The sequence below is a fragment of the Paenibacillus sp. NPDC101420 genome, assembly GCF_050277435.1.
Taxonomy (GTDB): Bacteria; Bacillota; Bacilli; order Paenibacillales; family Paenibacillaceae; genus Paenibacillus_AQ.
Genome location: NZ_JBNNSE010000001.1, coordinates 1,531,237 through 1,545,450, shown reverse-complemented (window position 1 = coordinate 1,545,450; position 14,214 = coordinate 1,531,237). Strand labels below are relative to the sequence as shown.

Genomic DNA, 14,214 nt, shown 5'->3' with positions numbered 1-14,214 from the left:
ACATTACTTATTGATTTTCGAGGTGAAGTAATCGTTGATGATCCCAGCGGCTTGTTTGCCATACATACAATAATCATCATTGTGTTCTGCTTCATGAATTGGATAAAGATGAGTAGGCCAATCCCAAAGCATAAAGCCCTGAACCCAATCTCTGCGCTCACAGCCTTGAAACATTGCCTGATAGAATTTGCTTTGTTCTGCTTGACTTGGTTCACCCTTCAAGGTCCAATCATTAGGGATCGCCGCACTCCCGCTTCGGCTTGGGCAACCCGCTTCCATGAAAAAGAATGGCTTATTCTGTGATCTCACCACATGCTCAATCCGGTCGAGCTGAGCTTCCCAATCGTTGGCTGGATAATATCCACTTGAAGAAATTACATCGAGCGCATCCCACCAGGTCACGTTATCCTCCTGATACTTATCGCAATTATAAGTAAGAATTCCTGAGTAAACCTTCCGAACCTCGGCAATAAGCGTACGCCATTCGGTTTCTCGTCTATCCGTTTGTACAAGCTCGCAGCCGATACAGAACATCTCACAGCCTGTTTCTTCAGCAATAGCAGCATAATGCAGAATAAATTTAGTATAAGAGCTGAACCACTCCGACCATTTAGGCTCGCAAGGAACATCCTTATCGAAAAAGTTAATGTGAGCACGCCAAGTTCCGTCCGCGCAATTAACGATCGGCTTCAGGCATACCTTTAGCTGCAGTGACTTCGCTTTACTGATGGACTGTTTCACTTCTTCGTCGGTAACGGTTGGCGCCTCCCAGTAGGGAATTTCCGTAGAATGAGCGGTAGCTTGAAGCGCACTAAAGGCAATGGCCGTCCAGTTCGCTCCAGTGACTGAAGACATGAGTTCCATCGAACGTTCCGCTTCTTCCGTTTTCCATGAACCACGTGTACCCGAGAAGCCCCAGGTTATACCTGCAATGTATTCGTTGTTAAATACCATCGAGAATCCCCACCTTACATTGAAAATAGAAAAGAGAATAATTAGTAAAATAATTTTGTTATATAGTTATTATTAATTTGTTAGTTTATGATAACAACTTAATTTAGTTATATACTTTTTCGAAGATGATTTCAAGGACAATTTATAGTTGCAGCTGGGAAATTAGAATAACTTTCGTTATAGTAAATACAAGACTATAAAAGAGTGTAATCGTACATTGTCGTAATACATAGGAAGAATTCTATTCGTGATGATGGAGCATTCATAATAACTGGCAGATACAACTGGAGGGAAGTGCTCAAATGATAAATGTTATGATTGCGGACGACGAGGAGGTCATTCGCAGGGGGCTCGAAAAAATCACATCGAGGATGGAGCTAGATGTACATGTAATTGGATCCTACGGTAACGGGGTGGAAGCCTGGGAGCATTTTGAAAAGTTATCCCGAGATGACATTGATCTGCTTATTACAGATATCAAAATGCCTAGAATGGATGGCTTTATGTTGATTGAACAGGTTAGAGGACATATGGAGGATATACCTATTGCCGTTCTTAGCGGTTTTAGTGAATTTGAATATGCCCGCCGAGCAATCCGCCATGGGGTGATGGATTATTTACTAAAACCTATTGATAAGACTCAGTTATATGAATTGCTCAAGAGAGTAGAGGATACAAAGAAAAAGAACGTCACAGAGCAGGAGGAGATGTTCTCTCAAGCGGCAGATGGTGGAGAGCATTACGTAGTTGAACAGACTAAAAGCATACTGGAGAGGGAGTATGATCAGAACTTCGAACTTGAGCGTTTGGCGGAGACCGTCGGTATGAATGCGAGCTACCTCAGCCGGTTGTTCAAAATAAAGACGGGGCAAACCATCACCGACTATCTAATTCGAATTCGTATTACTAAGGCGAAAGAATTGCTGATCGAGCATCCCGACTTAAAAAATTATGAAATTGCCGATAAGGTTGGCTATAGTGATCCGGTTTATTTTAATAAATTGTTCAAGAAAATGTGTGGTATGACACCTAAGGATTATAAAAGTGGCTGTAAATTACCGAAAATGGAGCGTGAGTTTTAGTCCTATATAGGAAGCTATTATTTAGGAGAGCGATAAGCTCTCTTTTTTTTGTGGTTATTTTCAATAAATTAGATAATAAAAACACCATAACAAAAACAAAAATAACAAATACAAGACCAGAAAAAGCAATTCAAACCATCGTTTTGCGTTAAAAATAGATCTATAATGAGTTTGTAAGCGATATCATCACTTTTTTTCAAGAGTATTTCAGTGATTTTGATAATAGTGATTACTCTATTAAATTGATGGTGATGATAAAAGTTATTATTTTTGTTATTAAACCAAATTAGAGTCGAATTGAAGAGAGGGGTCGTAAAAGCATGAAAAAAGGCAAAACAATGATGGGCTTGATGGCACTGACACTTATGGCAGGATTGTTTAGCGGTTGTTCCTCAAACAACAACACCAACAATGAAGGTGCTAAAAACACAGGAAGCAATGGATCCTCAACAGAGGCGACGGCAGCTCCGGCTGATGATGCAGCAGCCAAGGATATTAAAGGGGATATCACGGTCATTACGCAAAGAACGGATATTGTTGATACCGTATTCAAAGAGTATGCGGCTAAGTTCAATGAGAAATATCCTGATGTAAAGGTAAACTTTGAAGCGCTTGCTACTTACGAAGATCAAATTAAAATTCGCATGAGCACTAGTGACTATGGCGACGTTCTGTTGTTACCTACAAGCATAGCTATTAAAGATATTCCCGATTTCTTCGAACCACTGGGTACACTCGAAGATATGCAAAAACAATATACAGGTGTGGAAGAACGAGCAGTAGACGGAATGGCTTACGGAATTCCAATGACCATCAACTTTAACGGTATTATTTACAACAAACAAGTCTTTAAAGATGCTGGGATTACAGAGGTTCCAAGAACGCCTGAACAATTCTTAACTGCTCTGCAATCTGTTAAAGATAAAACGAAAGCTGTGCCTCTGTACACAAACTACGCAGCTGGCTGGACATTGACCCAATGGGAAGCGGATTTGGCTACAGTAGCTGGTAACCGTGATTATGTGAACATTGGGCAAGTGGCTAGCGACGATAACTATGTTCCAGGCCAACCTCACTATGAACTGTACAAAATCCTGTATGATGCAGCACAAAAAGGTTTGATTGAAGAAGATCCAACGACTACAGACTGGGAATCTTCCAAAGCGGATCTGGCTAACGGAAAAATCGGCACGATGGTTCTTGGATCTTGGGCAATCGGTCAAATCAAAGGTTTAGCAACGAATCCAGATGATGTCGGCTTTATGCCATTCCCTACGAATGCAGATAAAATCCTTGTACCACTTGCTGGTGACTACAATCTGGGTGTCAGCGTTCATAGTAAAAACAAAGAAGCTGCTAGAGCTTGGGTGGATTGGTTCATTAACGAATCTGGCTACCCAACGACTGAAGGTGGCGGTATGAGTCCGGCTATCGGTGCAGAGCTTCCAGAAATTCTGAAACAATATGAAGGCACTGAAGTAACCTTTGATACACTTGCAGCTGCTAAAGCCGGCGAAGAAGGCTGGTCTGATGAAATCGACAAACAAGCCGAAATCGGTGCTTGGCAACCAGACTTCAAGAAACGGATTATTGAAGCCGCAATTGGCAACAGAAAAGAATCCTATGATGACATCATGAAGGACCTCAACGACAAGTGGAAAGCCGCTCGCGCTAAAGTCACAGCACAGTAAACAACTATAAGCTTTCTTAAATGCTATAGGCGGTAGTGGATGTGGGAGGGGATATGCTAACGGGCATTTCCCCCTTCACATTTAAACGAGTCATAAATAAATGAGGATGCTTTTCTGGAGGTGTATCGGGTGTTCAAGTTTTCGAATTTGAGTTACAAAAATCAACGGATTGCCATCATATGCTTGTTCTCATTAGTGCCGATCGTATTACTACTCACATTTGCTTATTATCCAGTAATCAGTATGTTTCGGTACAGCTTCACCAGCTGGAATGGCCTAAGTAAAAACATGGAGTACGTTGGGTTAGAAAACTACAAAACCATTTTTACGAAACCGGAGTATTTTTCCGTATTTAAGGTCAGCTTGTATTATTTCTTCACTACCTTTATTCAGATGGCACTTGCTTTGTATTTTGCAACCATACTGAGCTTTAGTGTTCGCATGAAAAATTTATTCAAAGGGATTTTGTTCTTCCCAACCTTGCTAAACGGTGTAGCGATCGGCTTTATCTTTCTGTTCTTTTTCAAACCAGATGGAACGCTAGATACGATTCTTAACCTGCTCGGACTCAGCGGTTTACAGCAGAAGTGGCTGCTCAATCCGAACTTGATTAACTTCTCGCTCGCAGGTGCGTCACTGTGGAGATACATGGGGATGAACTTCCTGATCTTCCTTGGGGCTATTTCCTCGATCGGTTCGGATATTTATGAAGCTGCTGAGATTGATGGTGCAAACAGATGGCATCAGTTTATGCATATTATTTTGCCAAGTATTAAACGTATTCTGCAATTGAACCTGATTCTTGCGGTCAGTGGCGCCATTGGTGTGTTTGAAATTCCATACGTCATGACAGGCGGATCTAACGGAAGTAGCACATTTGTTATTCAGACGGTCGATGTAGCGTTCAAATATAGCAAAGTTGGATTAGCGTCAGCGATGGCCGTAGTTTTGCTGGGTATCGTTATAGTAGTTACTATTTTGCAGCGCGTTCTGATCAAGGAGGAGAAATAAACTATGCATTCTGTAAAATATACCACTGCTAGTATATTCAAATATCTCACCTTGATTTTGGGAGCACTTGCAGCATTGATACCTATCGTAGTTGTATTTTTTGCCTCATTAAAAACAGGGCCGGAATACGCTTCAACCGGACCGTTAACGCTGCCAGAGAATTGGCTGAATTTCTCCAACTACACTAAGGCTTTTGTTGATGGCAAAATGCTTCTAGGATTTAAAAACACTGTCATTATCGTTGTGATCTCTATCCTGGGTGCAACGCTGACGGGTTCGATGATGGCATATATTTTATCCCGTTTCAAATTTAAAGGCAGTAAAGTTCTCATCAGTATGTTTCTGATTGCTACCCTGATTCCGGGTGTTACAACGCAAGTGGCAACCTTCCAAATCATCAATCACTTGGGCCTGTTTAATACCAGATGGGCACCCATCGTGATGTACCTCGGTACGGATATTATTGCTGTATATATTTTCATGCAGTTCCTGGATTCGATTTCCGAGTCACTGGATGAATCCGCGATGCTGGACGGGGCTTCGTATTGGACGATTTATTGGAGAATTATTTTGCCACTGCTGAAACCGGCGATTGTAACAGTAATTATTGTGAAGGGCGTAAATATTTATAACGATTTTTACACTCCTTTCCTATATATGCCGAAAACAGATCTCCAAACGATCTCCACAGCACTCTTTAAGTTTAAAGGTCCATACGGATCGCAGTGGGAAGTAATATGTGCGGCGATTATGATCGCGATTATTCCGACATTGGTTGTGTTTACCGCGTTGCAAAAGTATATCTACAATGGATTTTCACAAGGTTCCGTTAAGTAAGCTTAGTAGTGGATTTCATAGCAGTACTAGATAAAATAGCAAACTGAAAAGTTGCATACATTTGGAGGGAATACTAATGAGTGAAGTGAAATTGGTTGGAGCAAGTGCGATTAACATCCCGAACATGCCTTGGCAGGATAAGCCTGCTGGCTATGAGAACCCGATTTGGAGACATAATGATAACCCGGTTATCAAAAGAAATCCTGCAAAAGGTGTAGCCCGTATTTTTAATAGTGCGGTTACTGCGTTTGAAGGTAGTTTTATCGGAGTATTTCGTGTAGAAGATAACACAACGCGTCCGCATTTGCGCATGGGGCATAGTGTTGACGGTCTAGATTGGAAAATCGATGATGAGCCGATCCGATTTATAGATGAAGAAGGTAACTCTTATCAGCCGCGTTATGCTTACGATCCACGTCTGGTTAAGGTCGAAGATACATTTTATATTATCTGGTGTACAGATTTTTACGGCGCAGCTATCGGTGTTGCTAAAACGCAAGATTTCAAAACATTTATCAGCTTGGAAAATCCATTCCTGCCCTTCAACCGGAACGGTGTATTATTCCCTAGAAAAATCAATAATAACTTCGTGATGTTGTCCCGTCCAAGTGACAGCGGACATACACCATTCGGTGATGTATTCCTTAGTGAAAGCCCTGACTTTGTATTTTGGGGTAAACACCGCCATGTCATGAGTAAAGGTGGCCAAGGCTGGTGGCAAAGTGTCAAGATTGGCGGCGGACCTGCACCGATTGAAACTACAGAAGGCTGGTTGATGTTCTACCATGGCGTTACAGGAACCTGCAACGGTCTTGTATATAGCATGGGTGCAGTTATTTTGGATATTAACGAGCCTTCGAAAGTAAAATATCGCTCGAAAAATTTTGTGCTAACTCCTGAAGAATGGTATGAGGAAAGAGGTTTTGTGAATAACGTTCTGTTCCCATGTGCCACTCTGCATGATGCAGAAACGGGCCGTATCGCCATCTATTATGGCGCTGCTGACACTTATGTAGGCGTTGCATATACAACTGTTGATGAAATCGTCAACTATGTCATCGACACCCATGAAGAGGTTGGCGATGATGCGGGTTTAGGTAAAATTTAATAGGGTGAACAACCTTTGAGGAACAAGCTTTAGGTAGAGTGAAGTTGGGTAGATATTTGGTGGCTGAGCAGCGTTCGAAAAAAGTGTGCGGCGTGTAGTGTGCTGTATTTTGTATGCTGGGTTCTGCACGTTGCGTGCTTTGTGTTCTGTGGTTTGGGCTTTTCATTGCATTCTCTGCAATAGAAACTCTCGATTTCGTCTGAAAATAGAATCTATTGCACTCTCTGCAATGGATTTCCGCAAAAATCACTTTTATGCTCGGTTTCGCTCGAACTGATTGCACAAAGTGCAATAGAACAAAGACGGACACTCATATGGAGAGATTCTATTGCACAAAGTGCAGCCAAAGAGCAACGAGTGAGTACTATGAGCTCATTCATGAGACGCCAGTATGTCTAGGCTAAAGCCGCTAGTTGCACAAAGTGCACTTAAACTAACCAGTTTGGTGGTGTTTAGTGTAAATAGTTGCACATTGTACACTTATTTCAGGCGATTTTGCCCCGGAAACCCCGCTGTGAGCAATTTTAGTTGTATAGAATGCAATTAAATGAACAACACGACTTACTTAGCTGTAATAGTTGCACAATGTGCAACTAGCGAGCTCTTGTTATTAGTAGAAACTAACGGAAAACCCACATAGCGGGTTTTCCGTTTCCATTGTTTTTTAAGTGAAAAAACCTTAAGGAGGACCTTAATATGGGAAATGACATGACATTGTCACAATTAAAAAAATATAACGGAAGCAGCCCAAAACCAGTCGACTTTGACGCATTTTGGGAGCGGGCTTTGCATGATCTGGACGCCCAGTCACTAGATTATGAACTAGAGCCTGCGGAGTTCGTCAGCGAGCTGGCGGAATGTTTTCATCTGTATTTTACCGGTGTTGGCGGAGCAAGAATCCATTGTAAATATGTAAGACCGAAGAAAAGGGGTTCAGAAAAAGGTTCTGGTGTCGTGATGTTTCATGGATATTCCTGTGACAGCGGGGATTGGATGGAGAAGGTGACTTATGCGGCCCATGGGATTAGTGTCCTTGCGATGGATTGCCGGGGACAAGGCGGACTTTCCGAGGATAATCTTACAGTAAAAGGCACAACCATTCGTGGACATATTATTCGCGGCATTGACGATCCTAATCCGCACAACCTTTATTATCGTAATGTGTTTCTGGATACAGCGCAGACTGCTCGAATATTGATGTCTATGGAAGAAGTTGATCCAGCACGAGTAGGTGCTTTTGGTTTATCTCAAGGCGGAGCGCTTACTGTAGCTTGTGCAGCATTAGAGCCGCGTGTGAGCATGGCCGTTCCTGTGTATCCCTTTCTTTCAGATTATAGACGGGCTTGGGAGCTTGATATCACTACGTCAGCTTATGAGGAAATTAACTATTATTTCCGCTTTTTTGATCCCCATCATTTACGTGAGGACGAGATTTTTAATAGACTGGGTTACATCGATATTCAGAATCTCGCGGAGCGAATTCAAGCCAAAATATTGTGGGTTACAGGGTTATCCGATGTGATTTGTCCACCTTCAACGCAGTTTGCCGCGTACAACAAAGTACTAGCGCCCAAAGAGCTTATGGTTTATTATGAGTACGGTCATGAGTATTTGCCATATCTTTCCGATCGGGTGTTACAAATGTTCATGACCTTGTAAACGATAAGCCAGTAGGCATAACAGACGACAACGGTGGTGAATGATTAGATGAAAGTACAAGTGAAAAAAGAAAAAAGACGATTCCAGCTGCATCCATCCAAATCCATTGGGGTGCGGCTTTTTCTCATCTTCTTTGTTTCGACGATGGTGCTCGTGCTCTCTCTCGGCTACACTTCCTATTCCGTAGCTGAGCATACGATCGAGACGAATGCGCTGTCAGCCAATCAACAGACAGTCGTTCAAACCGCTGAGAAGTTTGATGTGGAATTGTTACGTTATGAGGATGGTCTAGGTAGAATCTTGTACGACAATGAAATTCAAAATGCACTCAAACAAGGGAATAATCCCACTACAAGTAATGAGGAACGTAAGGTACTATCTAACCAGATTAGTGCGCAGCTAAATGATTGGCTCACGGCATCAAACGGTGTGGAGGCCGTATACCTTATTCCGATGAATAAAGATTTTCCGATTTCTTCGGCGGGTACAAAAGATAGCGCTTTTATTGAGAGTTTCAGAGAATCCTCATGGTTTAAGCAGCTAGAGGAGAAGCCACAGAGTGTATGGATTCCACGTGAATTACAGGGCCAGGAAGGAAATACGTCAGGTGTTTTCCATTTGGCCAAATCGATTGCTGGTGATTCTGAAAGCTCAGGATACATAGTCATTAACGATATTAGAATTAGCGAATTAGAAAATCAGCTTCGTAAAGTGGATCTTGGAACAAGCTCCTACATGCAATTGCTAACGAATAAGGATGAATTGATAGCCTCCTCCCAGCAAGTGGGGACGGATACATATTTGAATCTGGGAGGGACGCTTCTGGGTGGTCTGCAGAATACAGCAGGCTCATTGCCAACAAAGGATGAGAAGGGGAAATCTATATTAGCTGTATACGGAACACTAGAAACCTCGGGATGGAGGTTACTTGGTGTTGTACCGGCTGAGAACTTGACGAAAGACGCGCTGCGTATTCTCAAGACTACTTATATTATTGTTGCTGTAGCTGCTGTTATCGCTATTTTAATAGGGTATTGGATGTTCAGAATGGTATCTCGACCGCTGACCAGACTTAAGAATTTGATGTCAGAGGGAGCCGAAGGGAATCTAGGGGTGCGTACGAATATCACATCACGTGATGAGATCGGTCAGTTATCCAGTTCTTTTAACATGATGATGGAACGAATAACAGAGCTGGTTATCCATACGAATGAAACCGCTCGGAAGGTACTGGAAACCGCCGATGAGCTTAGCGGTGTTTCGCGCAAGACAGCTGATGCAGCTATGGATATTGCTGCGGCCACGGAAGAAATTGCGGGTGGTGCAGGCAGTCTGGCCTTGGAAGCTGATCGTGGCAATGAGTTGACGGGGCAAATTTCGGTACAGATGGATTTAGTCAATTCAGCTACTCACGAGATGGATCACACCGCACATAGCATCGGCGAACTCAGTGAGGAAGGCTTCAACAGGTTGAAAGAATTACTTAATGAGACGAATAGGACGGGCCTGAAGACGAATCAGCTTGTGTTGAAGGTTAACGAGCTGACAGAAGCGGCATCTTCCGTTATGAAGGTTCTTAATGTGATGCAAAATATTACTCAGCAGACGAATATCTTGTCTCTGAATGCCACCATTGAAGCAGCAAGAGCAGGCGAGGCCGGGCGAGGATTCATGGTGGTAGCCGATGAAATACGCCAGCTTGCAGATCAATCGAAAGAGTCTATCGCTGTTGTGGCAGAAATAACAGATACCGTTATGAGAGATATGAACGAGACGGTTGTGGTCCTTTCAGAAGTTGCACCGCTCTTTAATCAGCAAATGACTTCCGTGCAGAGTACTAGCGATATCTTCGTATCTGTGCAGGATCAGATGCAGCATTTTATCGCCCGTCTGAATGCTGTAACTGTGTCGATGGACAGCCTGAGTCAATCGCAAAAGGTTCTATCCGATTCGATGAGCAACGTAAGCTCAATAGCTGAGGAATCATCAGCTGCCTCTCAAGAAGTTGCCTCACTTAGTGGAGAGCAACAAAGTGTAAGTGATCATTTGGTAGAGCTTTCTTTGAAGCTGGAGGATGCATCCTTGCAGTTAAAGGAGAAATTATCGAAATTCAGCGTGTAGGGTAGCCTTAACAGAATACTAAATTAAAGAACCGCTTATTCCTTTAGGAGAAGCGGTTCTTTGTTTTGAGCGGCATGTAGCGAGTATAAAATAATCCAGATGCATCTGAAGATAGTCTAGATAAGCCATCCCAAACCTCAAGCTATAATATGTCTATCAAATAGGGGGTGAACTGAAGAGATCCTTTTGTTAGACAGTATTGTTAGCGTTTACATATTTTACTGAGGAGGATGGCATGTTGACAAAATATAAAAACAGTTCAAGCCTAAAAGTTAAGAAAATGCCCATAGCTAGAAAGCTGGCCAGTAGCTTAGCAGTCGCTGCGTTGTTATTCTCATCTGTGAATCCAGGGGCGTTTGCCGCTGAAATTACAAATGTTCAAACGGTTGCGAGTTTTAAGGACGTAAACGGGCATTGGGCGCAATCACCAATAGGAAAATGGGCGTCAAGCGGAATTATAAATGGATATACGGATGGAAGCTTCCTACCAAACGGAAAAGTAACTAGAGCAGAATTCGTGGCAGTGCTCAACCGATTATTCGGTTTTTCACAGCAAACAAGCAATAGCTTTAACGATATACCGAGCGGGAAATGGTATGCAGCTGATGTGCTGATCGCACGTCAAGCAGGTTACTTTGAAGGTTTTGCAGGTAATCTTGCGAAACCAGATAACTACCTAACGAGACAGGACGCTGCAACCATGCTGGCTCGTGTGTTCGAATTGAAACAGGCAGGGACGGCTTCCCTATCCTTCTCGGACGCTGCTTCAATAAGTGCTTATGCTGCCTCAGCGGTTGGCATCCTTACTCAAAAAGGGGCTATCAACGGGTATACGGATGGAACATTCAAACCAACGGGATCCATAACACGTGCTGAGGTCATTAAGATTATTGATGGTATGGCAAAAGGATATTACAATGCTGCAGGTACTTATGATGCCACGGCGATCGCGGGCTCTGCGCTAATTACTGCTTCAGGAGCAATCCTATCTGGTAGCAAAGTGAGTGGAGATTTATATTTAACCGCAGGTATCGGTAACGGAGAGGCTACACTTGATCAAGTAACCGTATCTGGAACCACGTTTGTAAGCGGCGGTGGAATAGACAGTATTCACTTGAAGAGTAGCACTTTGTCGGGTGTAACCATTAATAAGCAAGGCGGAAAGGTTCGAGTTGTAGCCGAAGGGTTCACTGCAATCCAATCTATGGAAATTTTAGTTCCTACCGTTATTGTAATCAATGATGGGGCGAAGGTGGGAACGATCACTATCCGGCCAGGAGCAGAGGGAACAATCATAACTGGTGGGAAAAATGTGACCAGTATCGTGGTACAAACTTCAGGTGTGATCATTGATGGTAAAGAGGTTGGCCAAGGAACAATTACTTATGATGGTAAAGATACTGCGGCTAAGCCAACCAGCAGTCCTGCTACTGGCGGCGGAGGGTCCGGGTCAGGCTCAAATAATGGAGGCAGTAGCACGAAATGGAGCCAAAGCGTTGTTGGTACGATTGGTACAGTGACCAATCCTGGTGGAGAGACCTTAGGATACTCAACACAATCAGGGGTAGCTCTGTTAACCGTAGATGGGTTAGCATTTAAAGATTTGAATAAAAACGGCAAGCTAGACAAATATGAGGATTGGCGTCTTAGCACAGAAGTAAGAGCTACGGATCTTGCTTCGCAAATGTCTGTGGAGCAAATTGCCGGACTTATGCTGTACAGTGGTCATCAATCCATACCAGCAGCCTCAGCTTCGGGATTCCGTGGGGGAACTTATGGTGGAAAACCGCTGGTGGAAAGCGGTGCATTAGCATCCGATCTAACAGACCAACAGAAAGTATTCTTGACAGAAGATAACTTGCGGCATGTATTGATTACTACGGTTGAGAGCCCTGAGGTGGCTGCCCGTTGGAACAACAATGCCCAAGCCTTAGTGGAGAAGATTGGACTTGGTATTCCAGCTAATAACAGCTCGGACCCTCGTCATAGCACTGTAGCTAACGCAGAGTATAACGAAGGATCAGGTGGAGCGATCTCGATGTGGCCGCAGGCACTAGGTCTTGCTGCTTCCTTCGATGCCAATCTGACGAAGCAGTTTGGCGAAATTGCTTCTAAAGAGTACAGGGCGCTTGGCATCGCAACAGCTTTATCCCCTCAGGTGGATATATCTTCGGAACCGCGCTGGACTCGTTTCAGCGGAACATTTGGTGAGGACTCCAAACTGTCTGCTGATATGGCAAGAGCCTATGTGGATGGTTTTCAGACTACACCGGGCAGCAGCGATGGATGGGGCAATGAGAGTGTGAATGCTATGGTAAAACATTGGCCAGGTGGGGGTTCAGGTGAAAGCGGCCGAGATGCGCACTACGGGTACGGAAAGTATGCTGTTTATCCGGGAAATAACTTCGATGAGCATCTGATTCCTTTTACAAAAGGAGCATTTGACCTGGAAGGACCGACTGGAAAAGCCGCTGCAGTTATGCCGTATTATACAATCTCATTTAATCAGGATAAGGCGAATGGAGAGAATGTAGGGAACTCGTATAGTCCTTATGTAATCACCGATCTTTTACGGAACACGTATCATTACGACGGGGTAATCACAACAGACTGGGGAATCACAGGCGATGAAGGACCTGTTGAATTATTTGGTAACCGCCCATGGGGTGTAGAAGAAAATTACACAGTTGCGGAACGTCACTATCGAATCATCATGGCCGGTGTCGACCAATTCGGTGGAAATAACGATTCCAAACCTATCATTGCAGCGTATCAAATAGGAATTGAGAAACAAGGCGAGAAGGTGATACGGACACGATTTGAAGAGTCAGCAGTACGACTACTTACTAATATTTTTAACGCAGGGCTATTTGAGAATCCATATCTTGATGTAGAGGAAACAAAAGCTACTGTGGGTAACAAGGAGTTTATGACAGAGGGTTATATGGCCCAATTAAAGTCAGTCATTATGCTGAAAAACAAAGATAACCATGTACTTCCACTTAAAAAAGATGAGAAAGTTTATGTTCCAAAAACTTATGATGCAGCTACCAAATCGTATTCGTATCCTGTCAACATTGATCAGCTGAAGAAATACTTCAATGTGACGGATGATCCGGCTCAAGCTGACAGCGCGATTGTCTTTATCAAGAATCCGCAAACTGGCGCAGGCTACAGCAAAGCTGACGTAGATGCCGGAGGTAATGGGTATATCCCGATCAGCCTGCAGTATCGTCCATATACAGCGGAGTATGCACGTGAAACGAGTTTGGCTGGTGATGCAAGAGATGTATTGAACCGTTCTTACAAGGGAAAGAAGACTACGGCATCCAATGAGTCTGATCTTGATCTGGTGCTTGATACCAAAAAAGCAATGGGAGATAAACCAGTAGTCGTTTCCCTAACGATGTCTAATCCAACGATTGTTGCTGAATTCGAAGATCGTGCGGATGCGATTATTGCGAACTTTGGCATTCAGAATCAAGCGATCTTCGATATTCTGGTAGGTGCATATGAACCATCGGCCCTTCTGCCTATGCAAATGCCTAAAGACATGAAGACGGTAGAGGAGCAGTATGAGGATGTATCCCATGATATGAAAGTCTATGTAGATTCTGAAGGGAATGCTTATGACTTTGCCTTCGGGATGAACTGGAGCGGCGTAATTAACGATGCCCGGACAGCGAAATACAAAAAAGCTGTTGATCCCGGAACTGAACCTGAAGAAGGACTCGTTGCTGCTCCAACAGCT

The 14,214-nt window shown here is 43.4% G+C and carries 8 protein-coding genes and 2 pseudogenes; 9 read left to right on the top strand and 1 reads right to left on the bottom strand.

Annotated features, from left to right (window positions below; translation table 11 throughout):
- Positions 1-3: 3 nt before the first annotated feature.
- On the bottom strand, positions 4-954 hold the full coding sequence (locus ACQKMP_RS06730; protein ID WP_427469043.1) for a glycoside hydrolase family 113: 951 nt from the start codon (positions 952-954) through the stop codon (positions 4-6).
- A 302-nt stretch (positions 955-1,256) separates the two neighbouring features.
- On the opposite strand from ACQKMP_RS06730, the gene ACQKMP_RS06725 reads away from it, so the two are divergent.
- The 9 genes and pseudogenes from ACQKMP_RS06725 to ACQKMP_RS06685 form a co-directional block, all read left to right on the top strand.
- Positions 1,257-2,036: a response regulator transcription factor gene (locus ACQKMP_RS06725; RefSeq protein WP_042186104.1), complete on the top strand. Its 780-nt coding sequence runs from the start codon at positions 1,257-1,259 to the stop codon at positions 2,034-2,036.
- Positions 2,037-2,356: 320 nt separating this feature from the next.
- Positions 2,357-3,727, top strand: coding sequence for an ABC transporter substrate-binding protein (locus ACQKMP_RS06720; protein ID WP_042186107.1), 1,371 nt, complete (start codon positions 2,357-2,359; stop codon positions 3,725-3,727).
- Between the two features lie 129 nt (positions 3,728-3,856).
- A complete protein-coding gene (locus tag ACQKMP_RS06715) occupies positions 3,857-4,738 on the top strand; it encodes a carbohydrate ABC transporter permease (RefSeq protein WP_042186108.1) in 882 nt (293 codons plus the stop codon).
- A 3-nt stretch (positions 4,739-4,741) separates the two neighbouring features.
- Complete coding sequence (locus ACQKMP_RS06710; protein ID WP_042186110.1) at positions 4,742-5,575, top strand: carbohydrate ABC transporter permease; 834 nt, start codon at positions 4,742-4,744, stop codon at positions 5,573-5,575.
- 76 nt (positions 5,576-5,651) lie between these two features.
- Positions 5,652-6,683, top strand: coding sequence for a glycoside hydrolase family 130 protein (locus ACQKMP_RS06705; protein ID WP_379422683.1), 1,032 nt, complete (start codon positions 5,652-5,654; stop codon positions 6,681-6,683).
- Between the two features lie 696 nt (positions 6,684-7,379).
- Entirely contained in the window at positions 7,380-8,342 is a 963-nt protein-coding gene (locus ACQKMP_RS06700) for an acetylxylan esterase (RefSeq protein WP_427469042.1), read from the top strand.
- Positions 8,343-8,390: 48 nt separating this feature from the next.
- Positions 8,391-10,463 (top strand): methyl-accepting chemotaxis protein, encoded by a 2,073-nt coding sequence (locus ACQKMP_RS06695; protein ID WP_427469041.1) that lies wholly within the window; start codon positions 8,391-8,393, stop codon positions 10,461-10,463.
- A gap of 235 nt (positions 10,464-10,698) precedes the next feature.
- Positions 10,699-11,331, top strand: a pseudogene (locus ACQKMP_RS06690) (S-layer homology domain-containing protein); the annotation flags it as partial.
- 639 nt (positions 11,332-11,970) lie between these two features.
- Positions 11,971-14,163: pseudogene (locus ACQKMP_RS06685) on the top strand (glycoside hydrolase family 3 N-terminal domain-containing protein); the annotation flags it as partial.
- Positions 14,164-14,214 lie beyond the last annotated feature (51 nt).